The organism is Streptococcus sp. VTCC 12905 (assembly GCF_049893385.1).
GTDB classification, from domain to species: domain Bacteria; phylum Bacillota; class Bacilli; order Lactobacillales; family Streptococcaceae; genus Streptococcus; species Streptococcus suis_AA.
Genome location: NZ_JBMVJC010000033.1, coordinates 1 through 20,950, shown reverse-complemented (window position 1 = coordinate 20,950; position 20,950 = coordinate 1). Strand labels below are relative to the sequence as shown.

The following is a 20,950-nucleotide window of genomic DNA, read 5'->3' as shown; positions in this document are numbered from 1 at the left end:
AAAGAAAGAGAGGACGAAGTTCGTCCTCTCTAGGTGTTAGCTTTTCATCTACCCACTACAGTTGACAAAGAGCCTTTTTTTACTAATCTTCGTTTACGAATGGTAAAAGAGCCATAACGCGAGCACGTTTGATAGCTGTTGTTACTTTACGTTGGTTTTTAGCTGAAGTTCCAGTTACACGGCGTGGAAGGATTTTTCCACGTTCAGAAATGAAACGGCTAAGAAGCTCAGTATCTTTGTAATCAACATATTCAATTTTGTTAGCTGCGATATAGTCAACTTTTTTACGGCGTTTGAAACCGCCACGACGTTGTTGAGCCATGTGTGTTCTCCTTTATATTATTAGTTTCTGACCTAGAATGGAAGGTCATCGTCTGATATATCCATTGGATTACTTGCTCCGAATGGACTTTCTTCTCGAGCGAAGTTCGGTGTAGATTGCGCAGGCGCTTGATAAGGCGAGTTGTAATCATTGCCACCAGTAAAGGAATTACCAGCTGAATAACCGCCCCCTTGGCCATCACGGGCAGTACGGCTTTCCAAAAGTTGGAAACTTTCTGCAACTACCTCTGTAACGTAGACACGTTGTCCCTGTTGGTTATCATAGCTACGAGTCTGAATACGACCTGTAACACCAATCAGCGCACCTTTTTTAGCCCAATTCGCCAAATTTTCAGCTTGTTGGCGCCAAATGACTACGTTAATAAAGTCCGCTTCCCGTTCACCATTTTGATTTTTAAAATTGCGGTTAACCGCCAAGGTAAAAGTCGCAACAGCCTGGTTAGACGGAGTATAACGAAGTTCTGCATCACGGGTCATGCGACCAACCAATACTACATTATTAATCATACAATACCTTCTTACGCGTCAAGTTTGATAATCATGTGACGAAGAATATCGCCGTTGATTTTTGACAAACGGTCAAACTCTTTAAGAGCTACATCGTTGTTTGCTTCAACGTTAACGATGTGGTACAAACCTTCGCGGAAATCTTTGATTTCGTATGCAAGGCGACGTTTTTCCCATACTTTTGATTCAACGATAGTTGCACCGTTGTCAGTCAAGATAGAGTCAAAGCGTGCTACCAAAGCGTTTTTAGCTTCTTCTTCAATGTTTGGACGAATAATATAAAGAATTTCGTATTTAGCCATTGATATGTTCCTCCTTTTGGTCTAATGACTCATGGTCTAGCCACGAGTAAGTGAGGGATACTCACAGAAAATAATTATACCATAATATAGAAAATGTGCAAGAAAAATACTTTACTGAAAACAATTTCACACTCAATAATCTATACAACAATCGCTTTTGCGACTTCTTCTGTTGTCATACGCGAGAAATAATGAGTAGTATCAATCTCTTGAAGTTTAGCAAGTACATCCGCATATTCATAACGTGTACCAACAAGTAACTCCTCAACATCAGAGACATCACCAATACCGAAGAAATCCCCGTAAATCTTAATAGATTCAATGATGGATTTTTCAGTCTTAATGTAGGTTGTAATTTTACCAGCTGGGTAACGGACGTTGCGCTCAACTGTGTATTCTGGTGTTTGACCATAAGTCCAATCCCATGTTGCAAACTGCGTATCACGGATTTCTTGGATTCGAGCCAAATCATCCTCAGTCAACACATATTCATCCATTTCTGGATATTCTTGCTTCATTTGATTGAGAATGGCATCTTTAAATTCCAGAACAGTCATTTTTTCTGGTAACTCACTGTTAATGTTGGTTACGCGGGCACGAACGGATTTAACACCTTTGGACTCGATTTTGTCTTTGCTGACTTTAAGAGCACTTGCTAGGACAGACATATCAACATCAAAGAGCAAGCAACCGTGGTGCATCATACGGCCTTTTGCATATGCTTGGGCATTACCACAAATTTTCTTGCCGTCAATTTCAAGGTCATTACGACCAGTAAAGTTAGCCTCTACGCCGAGTGTTGCAAGAGTATCGATAACGGGCTTAGAGAAAGTTTTAAAGTCAAATGCTCCTTCTTCAGATTTATTTGAAATAATGGTGTAGTTGAGATTGTTTAAATCATGGTAAACCGCTCCACCACCAGACAAACGGCGAACGACATGGATACCATGAGCATCTGTATATTCCTTGTTAATTTCTTGGATAGCATTTTGATGCTTTCCAATGATGATAGCTGGTTCATTAATCCAAAGAATAAAAATTTCATCAATATCAGTTAATTCTTTGAATGCATAGGCTTCTAGGGCAATGTTGTAGGCTGGGTCATTGCTGTTGTTTACGATGTATTTCATGCAAAACTCCTTTATTGTTAACTAATTTTTATTATAGTGGAAACGATAACAAAAGACAAGTCCGAAGACCTGTCTTTCAAACATTATTCCACGTCAGCTCCATTTGTAGCGATGACTTTTTTATACCAATCAAATGATTTTTTCTTAGAGCGTTTGAGTGTACCATTTCCCTCATCGTCACGGTCAACATAAATGAAACCGTAGCGTTTTTTCATTTCGCCAGTTCCAGCAGAAACTAGGTCAATACAGCCCCAAGTAGTGTACCCCAAGAGTTCAACACCGTCTTCTACAATAGCATCTCTCATTGCCAAGACGTGTTGTCGGAGGTAGTCGATACGGTAATCATCTTCTACATAGCCATTTTCATCTGGTGTGTCAACTGCTCCCAGACCATTCTCAACCACAAAGAGTGGTTTTTGATAGCGATCCCAGATAGAATTGAGGGTAATGCGGAAACCGAGCGGGTCAATCTGCCAGCCCCATTCCGATGCGTCTAGGTAAGGGTTTTTAATAGAAGCAAAGATATTGCCTGCTGTCTTTTCCTTGACTGCAGGATCGCCAGATGCGACACGGCTAGAGTAGTATGAGAAGGAAACAAAGTCCACCGTATGCTCTTTCAGGAGTGCTAGGTCTTCGTCGGTCATTTCAATCTCAATACCTGCACGCTCCCACTTCTTCTTGGCATAGTTTGGATAATAGCCACGTGCCTGAACATCGATGAAGAAATAATTTTCACGGTCTTCTTGCAGACCTTCCCAAACATCACGAGGATGACAAGTATGTGGGTAATATTGACCTGCGGCCAACATACAGCCAACCTTGTTTTCTGGGTCAATTTCATGGGCTAATTTAGTAGCAATGGCAGATGCTACAAGCTCGTGGTGGGCAGCCTGGTATTTGACCTGCTCCACATTTTCACCTTTTTCAATTTGGTATTCATTCGGATAGAATTTACGAACTTCCCAAGATAAAGGATTTTCAATTGATACACCTTCATGGCTTCGTTCAAATACAAAATGCAAATGATCCGCCAATGCCAAGTACAAAGACAGGTCGAATTGGACTCCTAAAACTCCCTCTGCCTTATTGATAATAGCATTTACTACTTCCACCTCAGTACTTTCCATTTGTAAATACAGGCTTGACAAATCCGATTGTTGGTAGTCATTTTGTAATACAAAGGTTTTTTCAATTTTGCTGGTGTCTAATTCTTCACCAGCTTTTTTCTGAAAACCCAACCCTTTCCCCATGACAATCAACTCACGACCCTGTTGGTCTGTTGCTTGAATGACATTATTGTTGTACACTTTTTCAATTTGCATCTGCCTTACCGCCTCACAATCTGAATGGATAAAAAGAACCTAAGTAGATAGCAAATAAGACTGTTACCAGACCATTTACTATCCACTTAGGTTTTGCCTGCTAATCAGTGACAATCCTTATCATTATCATATCAGATTGAAAACGCTTTTTCAAGTGCTATTGGATTGATAGTAGCCCCAATTTTTCGAAAGCATGATAAAGACCATCATGTTCTACATCGTCTGTCACCATATCAGCCATAGCCAAGATTTCCGCTCCGCCATTTCCCATAGCGACCCCAACTGCACAATACTCTAGCATTGGAATATCAATTTTGGCATCTCCAAATGCGATGGTGTCCTCTTTTTTAGCACCTAAATGTTCCAATAGTACTTCGATCGCATGTGCCTTGTCAATGTCTTTCACACCTAAATCACCAAACAGGGCTGTCTCTCCGCGACCACCCCAGGTATTAGCTACTAACTGTGGAAACGCATATTTTGAGTCCAAATGATCCTGATAGGAATCTAGCACAAAACTGATTTTATTCAAATCATCTCGATACAATTCTCCATCAAAAACCATTCCATGCATGACATCTTCAGCTTCTTGGTGAGCAACTTCTTCGGCTGTTTTCCCCTTATTCATAGCATAAATTTTCATGGTTTCGCGAGCTCGTTCGCGGAAGTTTTCACTTGCAAAAAGACCATTGTTGCTTTCCAAGTAAAACTCTAGCCCTCTTTCATGGAGCCAATCTACAACAGCTTTGGCATCTTCCTTAGAAATGAGTTGGTGCATGACGACTTTTCCTTGATGCTCTACATAGGATCCATTTCCACCAATCATTCCATCGAGCCCAATTCCCCACAATTCTGGCTGCATTTCTGCTCGACTGCGACCAGTACAGACATAGACCAAGTGCCCATTTTCACGAGCTTTTCGAATAGCCCGAATCGCCGATTCAGGAATCCGATTATGGTAGTCTACTAAGGTCCCATCCACATCTAAAAAAATAATCTTGCGCATCTGTTTTCTCCTTGTATCTTATTACTATTATTATAATTCGTTCTAAGCTCAAAAGCAGACAAAAAAATGCGAAAAATTGATACTATTGTATGAAAAAGGTTGCTGATGTGGGAGATTAACTAACTTAGACTCAATGAAAATCAACTTTCGCCTAGCTTCAACTATCTGGGAGATAGTTAGAGGCTGGAAATATTGCGAACTGAGTTCGCGTCATTAAGCCGACGATAGAACTCTGAACTTTCTCATTTCAGTGTAACAGGCTTAGGCTAGGCTCAAGACCAGGACCACTCATCCAGGCTCTTGACTACGGAAATATTTGATGTTCAAAAAGTATTATAACTCGTATGCACTGCACAGCACCTTTATAAGCAATGTGCAAATGAATACAGATTTGAAAAATATATCACTAATAAAATTTGTAATTACTATGAGTTTTATCAACTCCACATCCAAATGTTACTAACTTTTGAACATCATTTTGCTGTCCGTTAAATAAGCCCGCCACTATTTTTGATCCAACAATAACACCGTCTGATACCCGATTGAAACGGAGAATATCTTCTTGACTAGAGACACCAAAACCTGTTAGAACTGGTACAGGTGACAGTTCCGTTAATTGGTGCAAATGATGATCTAACTGATCAGTGTATTGGTTAGACTTACCTGTAACCCCATTAATAGCCACAGCATAAACAAAGCCCTGAGCATCTTGGACCAGTTGTCTTTGTCTTTCCAAACCTGTTGTCAAACTTACCAATCGAATAAGGCAAATATCCCTATCATTTAAAAAGTCTGTCACTATTGATTCCTGTTCATAAGGCAAATCTGGAATGATCAAGCCTTTGACACTCGTATGTTCTAAATCATCAATAAATCGTTCTAAACCATATTGGAATACGGGATTAAAATAGGACATAATAATCAATGGAACTTGACTAGTCTCTTCTTTCAATTTTTGGACAATTTCAGTCAAGGTCACACCCTTTGCTAGGCTTCGTTGCCCAGCTGCTTCGATAACAGGCCCATCAGCTACAGGGTCTGAAAAGGGTACACCTATTTCGATTGCTGAAACACCCGATTGTTCAAGGAATTGAATGGTTTCGAATAACCCATCCAACCCCTGATTATGATCACCAGCCATAATGTAAGGAATAAAAATTCCTTTTTGAGCATTCTTTATTTCCTGTAAACGAACTTGTAAGGTTTTGGTCATATTAGTTCTCCTTTTTTTCTGCTTGTAGCCTTTCTCGAACTTGTGCAACATCTTTATCCCCTCGACCTGAAAGACATACAATGATGGATTTATCTGGCCCTAATTCTTTTGCCAGGGTTGGCAAATATGCAATAGCGTGACTGGACTCTAGGGCAGGAATAATACCTTCTAAACGGGATAAGAGTTTAAAGCCTTCTAAAGCCTCTTCATCTGTTACTGAAACGTAGGTAGCGCGATCAATTGCATTAAAGTAACTATGTTCTGGACCAATGCCAGGATAATCAAGACCAGCCGAAATAGAGAATGCTTCTAAAATTTGACCATTTTCATCCTGTAGAACATCCATCAAAGCCCCATGAAGAACTCCTGGTCGTCCCTTAGCAAAAGTTGCTGCATGGAAGCCTGACTCCAATCCAAGTCCTGCAGCCTCAACACCATACATTGCAACAGAGGTATCATCCACAAAAGGATAGAAAAGGCCCATTGCATTAGATCCTCCACCAATACATGCCAAGAGAGCATCTGGTAACTGACCACCAGAAATCTCTGCAAATTGACGTTTTGCCTCTTTTCCAATTACGCTCTGAAAGTCACGGACAATTTCTGGAAATGGTGCTGGTCCAAGGACAGATCCCATAACATAATGGGTATCCTCAACTTGAGCAACCCAAGCTCGAAGAGCTGCATTTACCGCATCTTTTAGCACGCGTGACCCATCCGTTACGGCATGAACCTTTGCACCTAATAATTCCATACGAAAAACGTTGAGAGCCTGACGTTTAACATCTTCTTCCCCCATATAAATGGTACATTCCATATCAAAGAGGGCTGCTGCGGTAGCTGTGGCAACACCGTGTTGCCCCGCGCCAGTTTCAGCAATAATTTTTTTCTTTCCCATCCGTTTCGCAAGCAATACCTGCCCCAACGAATTGTTAATTTTATGGGCACCCGTATGATTCAGATCTTCGCGTTTTAGATAGATTTTAGCACCTCCGCAGTAATCTGTAAGGCGTTTGGCAAAGTAGAGGGGATTTTCTCGCCCAACATACTGGACAAGCAATTCTTCAAATTCCGCCTGAAACTCTGGATCTTCTTTGGCAGTTCGGTAGGTCTGTTCTAGTTCTAATACAGCAGTCATCAATGTCTCTGGTACGAATCGACCGCCGTATTCTCCAAAGAATCCGTCTTTATTTGGTTGTTGGTAAGTCATAGTTTCACTCTTTCTATAAATGCTTTTATTTTTTCAACATCCTTTTGCCCATTTGTCTCAACACCCGAGGAGACATCTACGGCATAAGGAGTAAATAAGGATTGCGCTTCTGCTACATTATCCACTGTCAAGCCCCCTGCAATGAAAAATGGTTTTTCAAAGTTATGATGGGCTAATAGTTTCCAATCAAAAAGTTGACCCGATCCTGCATTTGGAGCATCAAAGAGAAGGTAGTCTGCATTTGTATTCAACTCCCCTAGGGTATTGTCCAGTTGAATGGCTCGAATGATTGGAACTGAAATGTGATGCGATAGACATTCATCCCAGTTACCATGGATCTGAATCAAGTCCAATGGAACCACCGAAATAGCCGTTTCTAGTTCTTTCAAACTTGGTTGGACAAATACCCCTACTATTTTTACTGCAGGAGGAATCAACTGGGCCAACTCATGTGCTTTTGCAAAGCTCACCCGCCGCTTACTTGGTGCAAATACAAATCCAATATAATCCGCTCCTGCTTCAACTGCAGCATACACCGCCTCCTTAGTAGAAAGCCCACAAATTTTAACCTTTGTCAATCGATAACTCCTTTACTTTTTGCGCAACATCTTCCGACTGCATCAGTGCTGTTCCGACTAAGAGTGCATGAAAGTAGGGAGCAAGGAGTTCAGCTTGTTCATTTGTAAAAATGCCTGATTCTGATACATACACTCTGTCCGGTAGAAAATGAGGTGCTAAGTCAAGACTAGTTTGAAGGGAAACTTCAAATGTTGTTAGGTTCCGATTGTTGACACCAATTATCTTTGCGCCAATGCGATGAGCAATGTCTAATTCTGAAAGATTATGAGTCTCAACCAATACTTCCAGACCCAAACGGGTTGCAAATTTAAACAATTCTTTGAGCCTGTCTTCGGACAAAGCCGCCACAATCAATAGTATCACTGTAGCACCTGCATTAAGACTGCGAATAATTTGTTTTTCATCAATGATAAAATCTTTCGCTAATGTCGGAATTGAAACCAAATCTGAGATTTGACGAAGAAACTGTACATCCCCCTTAAAGAAAATTTGGTCAGTCAATACTGAAATCATAGCAGCCCCTGCTGCTTCGTATTGGCGTGCTTGCTCAGTAATATCCACCGTCAGATTGATATCTCCCATACTAGGGCTAGCTTTTTTTACCTCAGTAATCAGTTGTAATTGACCCTTCTGCTTGGTAAGAAAATCAAATAACGAATAGGTTGAACGAACAGATTCTACTGGCTCATTTACCAGCTGAGCAACCTCTGCCTCCTTTTGCTTTAAAATTGTCTGTAAAAAATCCTGACTCATATCTGAACCTCCCTCAGTTCTGCCAATTTTCTCAGAGCAGAACCGTCCGCAAGTAGACTTCGAGCCAATTCAACTCCTTCACGGATACTTGAAACCTTACCATTTGCATAAAAGCCTAGACCTGCATTTAAAACCGTCGTTTCTAAGTAAGGACTTGCTTGATTTTGTAGAACTGACAACAAAATTTCTGCATTCTCCACAGCATCTCCACCTTGAATATCCGCGAGTTCTAATGGATTCAGATCCACATCAGCAAAGGTAAATCTTCCCTGATGGATAGTTCCATCTGTAAGCAAAGTATAGTGATTCTCTCCAAATAAGGCCGCTTCATCCATATGGTTTGGTCCTGTGATAAGTAACGCGCGTCGTCTTCCCAATTTTTTCATAACATGGGCCAGATCCAACTGGAGGTCTTCTCGATAAACTCCCATCAATTGACTATCTAATGATAGGGGATGGGCTAAAGGACCAACAATATTCATAATTGTTGGAACTCCCAATGCCCGTCTGGCTGGACCAATAAAGCGCATGGCTGGATGCATGGTTTGAGCAAAGACAAAAGCCAATCCAACCTCTGACAATGCTTTTGATACTACTTCTGGATTCGCTGCAATATTTATCCCTAATTCTTCAAGTACATCTGCAGAACCTGACTTCGATGAAATAGATCGATTTCCCGCCTTCGCTAAACGAATACCTCCAGCTGCCAAGATAAAGCAAGCCGTCGTCGAAATATTAAAACTATACGATTGATCCCCACCCGTACCGCAGTTGCACATTGCGTCCGAATATGTTTGAGGCAATTGTACAGCATGTTTTTTCAAAGACTTTACGACACCTGCAATTTCATCAACTGTTTCACCCTTCATTTTCAAGCCTAGTAACAGAGCTGCAATCTGACTTTCTGTCAATTCTCCATTCAGAATACGATTAAAAACTCCTTCGATTTCTCCCTCAGATAAGTCTTGTTTTGTAGCTAATTTTTCAAAAATTTCTTTCATCTTACTACCTCTCTAACAAACTGTTCAATCATTTGTAAGCCTTCCGGACTCCCTATACTTTCTGGATGAAATTGCAAACCAAAAATTGGTAATTCCTTATGTTGGATAGCCATAATTTCGTCATCATCTGTTGTACGAGCAGTCACTATAAAATCTTTTGGCATTTCATCAATGACAATCGAGTGATAACGCATGATTTCTACATCTCCCTGAAAACCATTGAAAATTGGAGAGTTTCCTTCCACTCGCATCTGACTCTGCTTCCCATGCATAACCGTTTTGGCTAATCTCAACTGCCCTCCAAAAACTTCAGCGATTGCTTGATGTCCCAAACAAATGCCCAATATTGGTTTTTTATCTGCAAAAATCTGTATCATTTCTTCCATTTTTCCAGCATCTGCTGGCCAACCTGGTCCTGGAGAAAAAACCAAACCTTTCGCTTTATTTGCTTCATCAAATAGATTCTCCGCATCATTTCTCAATACCTGCACAGGTGAAAACTGTCCTAGATATTGGGCTAAGTTATAGGTAAATGAATCATAGTTATCAATTAAAAGAATCATAGCACTCTCCTATTTTCGTCATCGCCTTTGCCTTGTTCAGCGTTTCTTGGTATTCATTTTCTGGTACACTATCATATACAATTCCTGCACCTGCTTGCACATAGGCTTTGCCATTTTTCACTACCATGGTGCGAATAGCAATCGCAAAATCCATATCTCCTGTAGCAGATAGATAGCCAATTGCTCCTGCATATATGCCGCGCTTTTCCTTTTCAAATTCATAGATGCGCTGCATGGCTCTAATTTTCGGTGCTCCTGAGACAGTTCCAGCAGGTAGGGTAGCTTTTAATGCATCTAGTACAGTCAAATTCTCCAATAATTGTCCTTTGACAATGCTTGTTAAGTGCATCACATACCGGAAATATTCAACTTCCATATACTTAGTAACTTCGACAGTTCCAATTTGTGCAATTCGACCAATATCATTTCGCCCCAAATCAACCAACATTCTATGTTCAGCAACTTCTTTCGTATCTGTCGATAAATCAGTCGCCAATCGTTGGTCCTCCTCCTCATCATTTCCACGAGGCCGAGTTCCAGCAATTGGATTAGTTGTCACGATTCCATCTTTTACAGACACAAGACTTTCTGGACTAGCGCCTATTATTTGATAATCTTCAAAATCATAAAAATATAAATAGTTCGATGGATTGGTAATCCGTAAATTACGGTAATAATCAAAAGGGTTGCCAGAAATATCTGATGAAAAACGTTGACTGAGGACACATTGAAACATATCGCCTTGCCGAATCAATTGTTTTGCTGACCTAACCATATTTTCGAATTCTTCTTTTTCAAGATGACTCTTGAAGGATAATGATTGAAGATCATGGGGTGCAAATTCATCGGGTGCTGGATTTTTTAATTCGGCTAAAACACCTGCTAGAGCTTTCTCCATCTCACTCGAACTACGGCCACTATAGGTATTATCTTCATGAATGGAGAGAATCTCCTTCTTATGATCAAAGACTAAATACGATTCATAAATAAAGAAATGCATATCCGGTGTTCCAATGGTGTCCTTTGGGATATGACCAATGGGTTCATAGAGACTAATCAAGTCATATCCAACAAATCCAATCGCCCCTCCTTGAAAGGGAGCCTCTCCAGTCAAATTCGAACCTTCCACCACAGATTGTAGGTATTCCAATGGATCACCTTCCACCACTTCTCCATTGTTGGTCAACACACCATGGTCATATTTGATTTCATAGACAGGATTATAGGCAATAATGGAAAAACGAGCGTTTCCCTTTTCTCTCGGAATGGATTCTAGGATAATCTTATGCTTACCTTTTAGTCGCATAAAGGCTAGAATGGGGGTTAATATATCTGCTGGTAGTACGTTGTGCATGGGAACTCCTTTTGTGAAAACAAAAAGCCCTCACACAGAAAAAATCTGTGCGAGGGCGTCTAATCAAAGCTAGCGCGGTGCCACCTCCATTAACAAGGGTACACAAAAAACCTTGTCATCTCAAACTCCTCCAACAAGGAGTCGCACGGTAAGGGGTGCCAACCGGAAGGATATTGATTACCTTCTCATATCAAACATCAGCCCATTTCATCTTCGTTTGCTACTGACTCGCAACAACCGTCAGTTTTCTGAAAACAAACTTGAAGATTACTTCTTCTGATTAGTATTCATTTTATACTATTTTCAAAATATGTCAAGTATATTTTAATAAATTTTCAGAATATTCGGTTTTTATAACCAATTTTTCTGTAGAGTATTATCTTTACAAAGTAGAGAAGGTAATACTCTTGGATAATCAACAGGATTTCTTGCCAACAGACTTGTTACGAAAAAATCTGCAACAAAGCTTGCAAACATTACCAGGAATAGAAATGCACAGAAATTGATTTATGACCAAATTTCAAGTATAGTCGAATGAATTAGCTTTCAGACAAGGAACTACGGTGCAGACAGTACTAGAGTACGGCAAGCCGAAAGTGACGATGCATCTAAGCTAATTCAAATGACTATATTGTTCTCCAAACCCTTCCTATTTCATTATTTTAAAAAAAGAAAGCCAATCGGACTTTCTTTTGATTCATTATATTATTTCCGTTTTGGTGGGTTGTGGATCGCAACACCAAGAACATCAAGGAAGGCCTCATACATAACTTCCGAGAAGGTTGGGTGACCATGGATAGAAGCTGCCACATCGTCAACAGTCAATTCAGATTCCATGATAGTTGCTGCTTCGTTGATCATTTCAGCTGCAACTGGACCGATGATATGAACACCAAGGATTTCATGGTATTTCTTATCAGCGATAACTTTTACGAAACCATGTGCTTCGTTAGAAGCAATCGCACGACCATTACCAGTGAAGCTGTTGCGACCGATCAGGATATTTTCTTTACCGTATTTCTCGATTGCTTGTTCTTCAGTCAAACCAACCATCGCAATTTCAGGGTGTGTGTAAACCGCTGCTGGTGTGAAGTCCAATTTAGCCTTGTGGTGGTTGCCGTTGATAGCATTCTCAGCAGCAACTTCACCCATACGATAAGCAGCGTGTGCCAACATTTTAGTACCATTAACGTCACCAGGTGCATAAATTCCTGGGATAGAAGTTTCTTGGTATGCATTAACCTTGATACGACCGCGATCCAACTCAAGGTTAAGATTTTCAAGACCAGCCAATTGAGGTACACGTCCAATTGAAAGAAGAGCTTTTTCAGAAATAATTTCTGAACCATCGTTCAATTTAATTGTCAATTGATTGTTGGCTTCAACAATCTCAGATACACCAACAGAGGTCAAGAATTTCATACCTTTCTTAGAAAGGACTTTTTGCAATTCGACAGACACTTCGCGGTCCATACCAGGAATGATACGGTCAGCCATTTCAACAACTGTTACTTCAGTACCGTAAGACGCGTAAACCAAACCAAGTTCCACACCGACTACGCCACCACCCATAACAGTGAGTGACTTAGGAATTTCACGCAAGTCAAGAATATCATCAGAAGTTAACACCAATTTAGAATCAATACCTGGGATGTTGATACGAGAAACCTTAGAACCAGTTGCAAGTACAATGCTGCGACCTTTAATCACTTTATCACCAATCACAACTGTCTTATCAGGGTTTACTTGTCCAAGACCATTGAAGATGGTTACCTTGTTGGCTTTCAAGAGACCCGCTACACCACCAGTCAAAGTCTTCACAACCTTGTTCTTGAAGTCAACTGTTTTATCCATATCTACTGTGTAGTTTGTGGATGCAAGATTGATACCACGCTCTGCCGCAATCTTCAATCCATCAAGAATTTCAGCATTTTTGAGGTAGGTCTTAGTTGGGATACATCCTTTGTTCAAGCAAGTCCCACCAAATTCTGATTTTTCAACGATTGCGATTTTACCACCTAGTTGGGCACCACGAATCGCTGCATAGTAGCCAGCAGGACCACCACCGACAACAATCATATCGTACTCGTCTGCTGCCAATTCAGCCTTAGGAGCTTGTGGAGCTACTGCAGGAGCTGCAGGCACTTCCAAACCAGCTGCTTTCAAGTCTGCAGTTGCTTGTGCAACTTCTGCTGGAGCCGGTGTAGCACCAGTTTCAACTGTTTCACCTTCTGCACCAAGGTAAGCAATAACTTCTGTTACAGGAACTGTTGCACCGTTACCGTGAACGATTTTCAAAAGAACACCTGATTCTTCCGCTTCCAACTCCATGCTTGTTTTATCTGACATCATCTCTAAGATAACATCACCTTCATTGACAAAATCACCCTCTTGTTTTTTCCATTCGATGATTTCACCTTCTTGCATGTCTACACCAAGTTTCGGCATAATAATTTCAATTGCCATAGTTATGATACAAAGAACGTCAAATGCGACAGAATTTTAGGAGTCCAACGCAGGATGCTTACATCCAAGGCGGACTATCTAAATTCCGAAGCATTTAGTTCGTGTTCAAATGTCACGAACTCGTTCTACATCCTTTCTTTATTTTTTCTCTTTACCAAATTGAGCACAGGCTAAAAACCTATTGAAAAAGATAAATCGCCTCGTGCCTCAAGGCACATCGTTGATTTCCTATTTTCATACGGTTTTCTTAACGCCTTTTGCATCTTATCTTAAATCAACAATTCCAATGGGTTTTCCAGCAAGTTCTTCAAGTCAACCATGAACTTAGCACCATTCATACCATCAATGATACGGTGGTCAATGGTCAAGCAAAGTGCCATAATTGGACGGATTTTGATTTCACCATCAATAACTACTGGAGTTTGAACAGTTGCTGCTACACCAAGGATTGCTGAGTTTGGTTGGTTGATAATTGGGTTAAAGGTTTTGGTACCAAACATACCCAAATTGGTGATAGAGAAGGTAGAGCCTGACATTTCAGCTCCCTTCAACTTACCAGATTGAGCTTTCTTGATAACATCTTTTGATGCCACAACAAATTCAGACAAGCTCATCTTATCTGCGCCATGAACAACTGGCACCACCAAGCCATCATCTAGACCTACTGCGATACCAAGGTTGACAAACTTGTGTAATTCGATTTCTTGTGCATCGTTAATCAAAGAAGCGTTCATGTAACGGTGTTCTTCTTTCATCAAAGTACGAACAACCGCGAGACCAATCAAGTCTGTAAAGGTCACTTTCAGACCAGTCTTGTTCATAATTGGCTCAAGGATTTGCTTACGAAGCGCCATGAGGTTGGTCATGTCGATATCGTAATTAAGCGTAAAAGTTGGAGCAGTCAAGTAAGAGTTGACCATACCTTTTGAAATCGCCTTACGCATTGGGCTCATCTTAATGATTTCAACGCCTTCTGGCAATTCTTTAGCTGGTTTCTCTTCCACTTTAGGAGCTGGAGCCACAACTTCTGGTTCTACGGGAGCAAGAACAGCAAGTACATCTTCCTTAACAATTTTACCATTGACACCAGTTCCAGTGATTGTTGACAGATCAACACCATGGTCAGCTGCAATACGGGCTGCGAGCGGTGTCGCCTTAGGTGCTGCAACCTTGAAGTCTTCTACGTCAACCTTGTGGACGCGGCCATTTGCACCAGTTCCTGGAACAAGACCCAAATCAATGCCCAATTCCCTAGCCAACTTACGTGCCGCTGGAGTTGCACGCACCTTGCCGCCACCTTGTGGCTTAGCTGCCACTGCAGGAACAACGATAACAGACGTGCGACCTGCTGGTACTTCTTCAATAGCTGCAGCTGGCTCAACAGCAGGAGCACTACCTGCTTCAACTGTTTCACCTTCTGCACCGATATAGGCAATGACCTCTGTCACAGGAACAGTTGCACCGTTGCCATGAACAATTTTCAATAGGACGCCTGACTCTTCTGCTTCCAGCTCCATGCTGGTCTTGTCAGACATCATTTCCAAGAGAACATCGCCTTCGTTGACGACATCGCCCTCTTGTTTTTTCCACTCGATGATTTCACCTTCTTGCATGTCCACACCAAGTTTAGGCATAATAATTTCTACTGCCATTTTTTAGATACCAAGTCCGAACAGAAAACAATTGAATATAGGAAATCGTAGAAAATATTGATTTTCAATCGATTCATACATTTTTAAGTTTTCCGAACGGGTTCAATTCCTTTCTCTCAATTTCTTACGTTATCAAAGAACCGACTCCAATGATATTCATTGAACCAGGTCAATTCTTTTCATACATTCCTTCAAACAGGGTTAGGACGGTTGCCCGTCCTTCCATTTTTTCTTTAGCCCTTGTTTACTTGCTTATAAATTGCCGCTTTGATTTTCTCTACGTTTGGCAATACTGCATTTTCAAGAATGTTAGCGTAAGGAACTGGTACATCGTCTGAAGCGATACGGATGATTGGTGCATCCAAGTAGTCAAAAGCTTCGCTTTCTGTGATGATTGATGCGATTTCACCGATGAATCCACCTGTTTTGTAAGCATCGTTGACCAAGATAACCTTACCAGTTTTCTTCACAGATTCGATGATTAATTCTTTATCCAATGGGATAAGGGTACGTGGATCTACCACTTCTACGCTGATGCCTTCTGCAGCCACTTCTTCAGCCGCTTTCAAAACACGTTCCAACATACGACCGTATGAAATGATAGTTACATCAGTACCTTCACGTTTGATTTCGCCTTTACCAAGTGGAATGTAGAAATCAGGATCCAAGTTCACTTCTTCTTTTTTACCGTAAAGAGCTTTTGGTTCCAAGAAGATAACTGGGTTGTTGTCAAGGATAGATGATTTCAAAAGACCTTTTGCATCGTTAGCAGTACCAGGTGCAACAACTTTGATACCTGGAATGTGAGTCAACCAAGCTTCAAGAGATTGTGAGTGCTGTGCTGCTGAACCGATACCTGAACCAGATGCCACACGGAAGGTTACAGGTGTTTTCAAACCACCACCAAACATATAGTTGGTTTTGGCCGCTTGGTTAACAATCGCATCAAGGGCAATTGTGATGAAGTCCATGAAAGTCAAGTCTACGATTGGACGAAGACCTGTTTGAGCCGCACCAACCGCAGAACCAGCGATTGCAGCCTCAGAGATAGGCGTATCGCGAACACGTTTTGGCCCGAATTCGTCCAACATACCAACCGATGTACCGAAGTCACCGCCGTAGATACCGACGTCTTCCCCCATTAAGAATACTTTTTCATCCTTACGCATTTCTTCGCTCTGAGCCAAGTTAATCGCTTCACGCAAGGCCATTACTTTTGTTTCAGCCATTTTTACAATTTCTCCTACTTATATCAATTTACTTTTACTGTACTAAGGAAAATCAATCAATTACCACATTGTAATCAATCATCATACCTGCCTAGTTTGACCAAACTCTAAAGAGCACAGTCAAACTTCTGACGTTAATAGTTGGGTTCAGACTAGAGGCTTGGAAAAATAGATGAGCCATTAGCGACGTCCGCATCACTAGCTGACTCCCTAATTTTTCTGTGCCTCTTTAACGTCTTCACACCCTAGTCCACAAACACGTCTTCGTATGCGATTGAAATATCTGGATCTGGACTTTCTTGTGCAAATTTCACAGCAGCCTCAACTTGTTCAGCGACTTGTGTTTCAATTGCATCTAATTCTTCATCTGTTGCAATCTTGTTTTCAGTCAAATATGTACGGTATTTCTTAAGTGGATCCTTTGCTTTCCAAGCTGCAACTTCTTCTTTTGTACGGTAGGCTCCGGCATCAGCTGTCGAATGTCCAAACCAGCGATAAGATTCAACCTCCACCATCGCTGGGCCATTTCCTGCACGAACATACTCAATTACTTCTTGCATTTTTTCATAAACAGCAATGACGTCATTACCATCTTCAACATAGTGACCTGGAATACCGTATGCTGCCGCACGTTGGTAGAGGTGAGGAATTTTTGTTGAATAAGAAATGTCTGTTGAGATACCATATCGGTTATTTGTAATAAAGAAAATAACTGGTAAATTCCAGACAGCCGCCAGGTTCATTGACTCATGGAATGAGCCTTCATTTGTTGCTGAGTCACCTGAGAAGGCGATAACGATATTATCTGTCCCAAGGTATTGTTGTGTAAGAGCCGCTCCTACTGCAAGGGCATAACCACCACCGACGATACCGTTTGAACCAAAGTTTCCTTTTTCAACATTAGCCAAGTGCATGGAGCCACCACGGCCTTTGGATGTACCAGTTGCCTTACCAGCAAGTTCAGCCATCATACCGTTGATGTCAATACCTTTTGCAATAACATGACCATGACCACGGTGATGTGAAAAGATAATATCTTGATCAGTCAAACCAACGATTGGTCCAACAGCAGCTGCTTCTTCACCAACTGAGAAGTGGGTCATTCCTTGTACAAAGCCACGACGCACCAATTTATTTAATTTCATATCAACATCACGAATCAGTTGCATTTTCAAGAACATATCCAAGTGTTGTTCTTTTGAGATAGATACCATAATTTCCTCCAAAGGTTTTTCTCTTTCTGTATTATGATAGACCAATATTTCACAAATGGCAAGTATTTGAACCGTTTTCTTTTTGCAGAAATTTTCGTGAAAAACCTTTATTTCGTGCGTTTTTTCACAAATTTCAAGAAATGACAAACCGTCTCGTTTGAAACTTTTCTCACAAACTTAAAAAGAGTCTTGTCAGTCATTTTCCTTTCTGTTAATATAGAAAAGGAGGTGCTTATGGAATTCGATTTGTTTCTTATGATGTGCAACTATATTGGCACAATTGCCTTTGCTGTGTCGGGTGCAGTAAAAGGTTTCAAGAAAAAGTTAGATATTTTTGGAATTAGTCTCCTCAGCATCATTACTGCTGTTGGTGGTGGCATCATTCGTGATACAATGGCAAATAGGATTCCGACTGCCTTGACCGACCCGACTGCAATCTACTTATCTCTTGTTGTGGCTATTGTGATGTACTTGATTGTTATCAATCTAAAGCAGGACAAACCTCTTGATAAGAAGATGATTCATTTCCTTTCCCAGACAAACCTTATCTTTGATGCAATCGGTCTAGCCATCTTCGCCCTTATTGGAGCAAGTACAGGAGTTGAACTTCAACTAAATGCCGTAACGAGTGGTATTTTAGCAGCACTAACAGGAGTTGGTGGCGGAATTGCTCGTGATTTATTAGTCAATGAGACACCGATTGTCCTAAAGGAAGATGTCTACGCTGTGTTAGCACTCTTTTCTGGTATCTTATACCATCTCTGTGTTGTGGATTGGAAATTACCACAAATTCCCGTATTCATTACCATCTTCAGCCTTGCTTTGCTCATTCGACTTTTGGTCATTAAATATAAAATTAACCTTCCGAACATGGAAACAAAACGAAAGGTCTGAGTTTTTCAAAACTCAGACCTTTTTATTATAATTTGACGATCAATTACCGGCCACCGTGGCCACCTGCACCTGGTCCTGTTGCTGTGATTTGAGTAATCTGCTCACCGTTAACTGTCACAGTACCTCCTGTCAATTCAGCAGTTCCATCGAAGTCAAAAGCAGATTGAGCTGTTACATCAATTGTACCTCCGGAGATATAGATATCTCCATTAGCATCAAAGGCATCCGTATCCCCACTACCTACAGCGACTTTCAAGTCACCGCCAGTTACCTTGATAAAGATATCTGATGACGTTGTACTTGCCGCATTAATAGCATCATCTGAACAGTAAACATCTAATGTACCACCATTAATCGTGATGTTGGTACCTTCAAGTGCCTCAGCAGATTCTGATACTGTAATGGTACCTCCGTCAATTGTCAAAGCCGTCTCCGCTTTAATACCATCATCACCTGCTTTTACAGTAATCTCACTGCCTGTGATAGTTGTATAACCTTTGGTAGTATCTGTATCATTTGTAGACTTGATACCATCACCACCCGCTGTTACATTGATTGTACCACCATTGATTGTCAATGAATCCTTACCACGGATACCATCATCTACTGCTGTAACAGTGATACTTCCTGCATCAATAATCAAATCATCAGTTGATACAATACCATCTTGGAAGTTTCCTTCTACTGTCAGGCTACCATTCCCCGTAATGGTTAAATTTGCCTCAACATGAATGGCACCTTCAATATTTGTATCAGTGTGATTGCTCGTATCTTTCACAGTGTTTGTCGTTCCATCTTGAAGTTCCAATTCAACATTATCCGCACTAATAACATTGATTGCGGCAGTATCTGAGCTTGAAATCTCGGCACCTGCTAAAATAATTCGAACATTGGCATCTGTTTCAACAGTCACACCTGCAGTTGTTGAACCTGTTAGAATATAGGTTCCACCTTCCGTAATTTTCAATCCGTCATTTGAAAGTGTTACTTCTGTAGTAGGAAGGGCTGACCAGTCAATGGAAGATGATGATGAACTTGAGTCAGATGATGTGCTATCGCTAGAAGTAGTTGCTGCACTTGATTGACTCGTAGCTGCAGAACTTGAAGTTGTCGTTGAACTAGAAATTGATGAACATGCCGCCAAGACACCGATACTCATCAACGTGACACCTGAATAAAGTAGTTTTTTAAAATTTGTTTTCATAAATAGATTCCTTTTCTTTCTTAGGAAGTTTTGGGATGGCTTCCTGATATGCCCCTAGTTTACCTTCCCTACCTAAAAGAAAGATTAAAGATTACCAAAAGAAAACTTAAAGTACTACTTAAATAAAAAAAGCTGGAACCTCCAGCTTTAATTCATTCTTATTTTACACTATAATTTTACCCAATTCAAACTTGATAAATCAAGTAAAGGGGATGTTTCAGGATTAGTATCCGATTCAGAAATCCGTTTCAATCCTGGAATCATTGCATTGTACTGATAAATCCGGTATACTCCACCCCCTTCAAATAAATAGGTTCCATCCTGTAAAGGACGAAGAATGGCATCCGGGCCAATTTCAAAACCAATATTTCGGAAATTATCTACTAAACGGAAACTCTCCCCAGATAGCTGCGTGTAAAGATCAATGAGGATATAGTCACCAGATTTATTCAAGGCTAAGAGCAATTCCTCTGTTCCATCTTGATCAATATCGTATAGGCTATAGAATGCTCCGCTGTATTCTTGGCCTTGACTCGTCAGTAAACTTAGATAACTACTAACCTCGTCCTGATTAATCGCTTCAGAAACCTGACCTGAATTGGCTTGGTAACGATCGATAACGGACTGGTACACAGTCGGTACCGTCTGCGTATTTGAAGAAGAGGCTTCTGTTTGTGAGTCTGAACTAGATGTAGGCTCTGAGGAAGACTCCGAGGTAGATTGTTGTTCCGAGCTAGTTGAAACTTGGCTCGATGAACTAGTATGGGAAGTTTCGTCTTCCTTGGTCTGAGTGGATTGACATGCTGCTAATAACACAACCGTGGATACCAACATTATACGACTAATAAGCTTTTTCATAACTTCCTCCTACGCAATCTCTTTTTTATTAGTATACCATCTTTAGAAAAGCTTGTAAACGCTCACCATTTTTATGAATGTGTCTGTTTTTAGGAGAAACTGAAAAAGCATCAAGAGAACGAAAATTAAGACCGAAACACTTGGACTTTTT

At 40.8% G+C, this 20,950-nt stretch carries 19 protein-coding genes and 1 pseudogene; 1 reads left to right on the top strand and 19 read right to left on the bottom strand.

The window, feature by feature from the left end; all coding sequences use genetic code 11:
* Positions 1-82: 82 nt before the first annotated feature.
* The 17 genes and pseudogenes from rpsR to ACPC58_RS09855 form a co-directional block, all read right to left on the bottom strand.
* The gene (gene rpsR, locus ACPC58_RS09935) at positions 83-322 is read right to left on the bottom strand and encodes a 30S ribosomal protein S18 (RefSeq protein WP_002939250.1); all 240 of its coding nucleotides are present in this window, start codon (positions 320-322) and stop codon (positions 83-85) included.
* 32 nt (positions 323-354) lie between these two features.
* Positions 355-849, bottom strand: a complete 495-nt coding sequence (locus ACPC58_RS09930) for a single-stranded DNA-binding protein (protein WP_434065927.1) — start codon at positions 847-849, stop codon at positions 355-357.
* 11 nt (positions 850-860) lie between these two features.
* Positions 861-1,151 carry a 30S ribosomal protein S6 gene (rpsF, locus tag ACPC58_RS09925; RefSeq protein ID WP_277836863.1) on the bottom strand — a complete coding sequence of 97 codons (291 nt, stop codon included), beginning with the start codon at positions 1,149-1,151 and terminating at the stop codon, positions 861-863.
* A gap of 140 nt (positions 1,152-1,291) precedes the next feature.
* Entirely contained in the window at positions 1,292-2,281 is a 990-nt protein-coding gene (locus ACPC58_RS09920) for a lipoate--protein ligase (RefSeq protein WP_277836864.1), read from the bottom strand.
* A gap of 83 nt (positions 2,282-2,364) precedes the next feature.
* Positions 2,365-3,591, bottom strand: a pseudogene (locus ACPC58_RS09915) (family 1 glycosylhydrolase); the annotation flags it as partial.
* Positions 3,592-3,760: 169 nt separating this feature from the next.
* Positions 3,761-4,609, bottom strand: a complete 849-nt coding sequence (locus ACPC58_RS09910; RefSeq protein ID WP_434065926.1) for an HAD family hydrolase — start codon at positions 4,607-4,609, stop codon at positions 3,761-3,763.
* Positions 4,610-5,015: 406 nt separating this feature from the next.
* Complete coding sequence (gene trpA, locus ACPC58_RS09905) at positions 5,016-5,822, bottom strand: tryptophan synthase subunit alpha (RefSeq protein ID WP_434065925.1); 807 nt, start codon at positions 5,820-5,822, stop codon at positions 5,016-5,018.
* A gap of 1 nt (position 5,823) precedes the next feature.
* Positions 5,824-7,032, bottom strand: coding sequence for a tryptophan synthase subunit beta (gene trpB, locus ACPC58_RS09900; RefSeq protein WP_434065924.1), 1,209 nt, complete (start codon positions 7,030-7,032; stop codon positions 5,824-5,826).
* Positions 7,029-7,610, bottom strand: coding sequence for a phosphoribosylanthranilate isomerase (locus ACPC58_RS09895; protein ID WP_434065923.1), 582 nt, complete (start codon positions 7,608-7,610; stop codon positions 7,029-7,031). Before ACPC58_RS09895 ends, trpB begins: the two co-directional genes overlap by 4 nt.
* Positions 7,597-8,364 carry an indole-3-glycerol phosphate synthase TrpC gene (trpC, locus tag ACPC58_RS09890; RefSeq protein WP_171989328.1) on the bottom strand — a complete coding sequence of 256 codons (768 nt, stop codon included), beginning with the start codon at positions 8,362-8,364 and terminating at the stop codon, positions 7,597-7,599. The genes ACPC58_RS09895 and trpC overlap by 14 nt, the downstream gene beginning before the upstream one ends.
* Positions 8,361-9,365, bottom strand: a complete 1,005-nt coding sequence (trpD, locus tag ACPC58_RS09885; protein ID WP_434065922.1) for an anthranilate phosphoribosyltransferase — start codon at positions 9,363-9,365, stop codon at positions 8,361-8,363. The genes trpC and trpD overlap by 4 nt, the downstream gene beginning before the upstream one ends.
* Positions 9,362-9,928 (bottom strand): aminodeoxychorismate/anthranilate synthase component II, encoded by a 567-nt coding sequence (locus ACPC58_RS09880; protein ID WP_130554647.1) that lies wholly within the window; start codon positions 9,926-9,928, stop codon positions 9,362-9,364. The genes trpD and ACPC58_RS09880 overlap by 4 nt, the downstream gene beginning before the upstream one ends.
* The gene (trpE, locus tag ACPC58_RS09875; protein WP_434065921.1) at positions 9,912-11,282 is read right to left on the bottom strand and encodes an anthranilate synthase component I; all 1,371 of its coding nucleotides are present in this window, start codon (positions 11,280-11,282) and stop codon (positions 9,912-9,914) included. The genes ACPC58_RS09880 and trpE overlap by 17 nt, the downstream gene beginning before the upstream one ends.
* A gap of 705 nt (positions 11,283-11,987) precedes the next feature.
* Complete coding sequence (lpdA, locus tag ACPC58_RS09870; RefSeq protein WP_434065920.1) at positions 11,988-13,748, bottom strand: dihydrolipoyl dehydrogenase; 1,761 nt, start codon at positions 13,746-13,748, stop codon at positions 11,988-11,990.
* Between the two features lie 269 nt (positions 13,749-14,017).
* Positions 14,018-15,400, bottom strand: coding sequence for a dihydrolipoamide acetyltransferase (locus ACPC58_RS09865; protein WP_434065919.1), 1,383 nt, complete (start codon positions 15,398-15,400; stop codon positions 14,018-14,020).
* Between the two features lie 233 nt (positions 15,401-15,633).
* Positions 15,634-16,629 carry an alpha-ketoacid dehydrogenase subunit beta gene (locus ACPC58_RS09860; protein ID WP_024391509.1) on the bottom strand — a complete coding sequence of 332 codons (996 nt, stop codon included), beginning with the start codon at positions 16,627-16,629 and terminating at the stop codon, positions 15,634-15,636.
* Positions 16,630-16,874: 245 nt separating this feature from the next.
* Positions 16,875-17,843: a thiamine pyrophosphate-dependent dehydrogenase E1 component subunit alpha gene (locus ACPC58_RS09855; protein WP_172036223.1), complete on the bottom strand. Its 969-nt coding sequence runs from the start codon at positions 17,841-17,843 to the stop codon at positions 16,875-16,877.
* Between the two features lie 234 nt (positions 17,844-18,077).
* Between ACPC58_RS09855 and ACPC58_RS09850 the strand changes: the two genes are divergently transcribed.
* Positions 18,078-18,737 carry a trimeric intracellular cation channel family protein gene (locus tag ACPC58_RS09850; protein ID WP_434065918.1) on the top strand — a complete coding sequence of 220 codons (660 nt, stop codon included), beginning with the start codon at positions 18,078-18,080 and terminating at the stop codon, positions 18,735-18,737.
* A gap of 43 nt (positions 18,738-18,780) precedes the next feature.
* Here ACPC58_RS09850 and ACPC58_RS09845 read toward each other — a convergent pair whose 3' ends face one another.
* Entirely contained in the window at positions 18,781-19,941 is a 1,161-nt protein-coding gene (locus tag ACPC58_RS09845) for a carbohydrate-binding domain-containing protein (RefSeq protein ID WP_434065917.1), read from the bottom strand.
* A 168-nt stretch (positions 19,942-20,109) separates the two neighbouring features.
* A complete protein-coding gene (locus ACPC58_RS09840) occupies positions 20,110-20,799 on the bottom strand; it encodes a colicin lysis protein (RefSeq protein ID WP_274504544.1) in 690 nt (229 codons plus the stop codon).
* Between the last annotated feature and the right edge of the window lie 151 nt (positions 20,800-20,950).

Excerpts from the sequence above, each read along its gene's own strand:
- rpsR (WP_002939250.1), bottom strand. The coding sequence starts at position 322 with ATGGCTCAACAACGTCGTGGCGGTTTCAAACGCCGTAAAAAAGTTGAC.
- ACPC58_RS09930 (WP_434065927.1), bottom strand. The coding sequence starts at position 849 with ATGATTAATAATGTAGTATTGGTTGGTCGCATGACCCGTGATGCAGAA.
- rpsF (WP_277836863.1), bottom strand. The coding sequence starts at position 1,151 with ATGGCTAAATACGAAATTCTTTATATTATTCGTCCAAACATTGAAGAA.
- ACPC58_RS09920 (WP_277836864.1), bottom strand. The coding sequence starts at position 2,281 with ATGAAATACATCGTAAACAACAGCAATGACCCAGCCTACAACATTGCC.
- ACPC58_RS09910 (WP_434065926.1), bottom strand. The coding sequence starts at position 4,609 with ATGCGCAAGATTATTTTTTTAGATGTGGATGGGACCTTAGTAGACTAC.
- trpA (WP_434065925.1), bottom strand. The coding sequence starts at position 5,822 with ATGACCAAAACCTTACAAGTTCGTTTACAGGAAATAAAGAATGCTCAA.
- trpB (WP_434065924.1), bottom strand. The coding sequence starts at position 7,032 with ATGACTTACCAACAACCAAATAAAGACGGATTCTTTGGAGAATACGGC.
- trpC (WP_171989328.1), bottom strand. The coding sequence starts at position 8,364 with ATGAGTCAGGATTTTTTACAGACAATTTTAAAGCAAAAGGAGGCAGAG.
- trpD (WP_434065922.1), bottom strand. The coding sequence starts at position 9,365 with ATGAAAGAAATTTTTGAAAAATTAGCTACAAAACAAGACTTATCTGAG.
- ACPC58_RS09880 (WP_130554647.1), bottom strand. The coding sequence starts at position 9,928 with ATGATTCTTTTAATTGATAACTATGATTCATTTACCTATAACTTAGCC.
- trpE (WP_434065921.1), bottom strand. The coding sequence starts at position 11,282 with ATGCACAACGTACTACCAGCAGATATATTAACCCCCATTCTAGCCTTT.
- lpdA (WP_434065920.1), bottom strand. The coding sequence starts at position 13,748 with ATGGCAATTGAAATTATTATGCCGAAACTTGGTGTAGACATGCAAGAA.
- ACPC58_RS09865 (WP_434065919.1), bottom strand. The coding sequence starts at position 15,400 with ATGGCAGTAGAAATTATTATGCCTAAACTTGGTGTGGACATGCAAGAA.
- ACPC58_RS09860 (WP_024391509.1), bottom strand. The coding sequence starts at position 16,629 with ATGGCTGAAACAAAAGTAATGGCCTTGCGTGAAGCGATTAACTTGGCT.
- ACPC58_RS09855 (WP_172036223.1), bottom strand. The coding sequence starts at position 17,843 with ATGGTATCTATCTCAAAAGAACAACACTTGGATATGTTCTTGAAAATG.
- ACPC58_RS09850 (WP_434065918.1), top strand. The coding sequence starts at position 18,078 with ATGGAATTCGATTTGTTTCTTATGATGTGCAACTATATTGGCACAATT.
- ACPC58_RS09845 (WP_434065917.1), bottom strand. The coding sequence starts at position 19,941 with ATGAAAACAAATTTTAAAAAACTACTTTATTCAGGTGTCACGTTGATG.
- ACPC58_RS09840 (WP_274504544.1), bottom strand. The coding sequence starts at position 20,799 with ATGAAAAAGCTTATTAGTCGTATAATGTTGGTATCCACGGTTGTGTTA.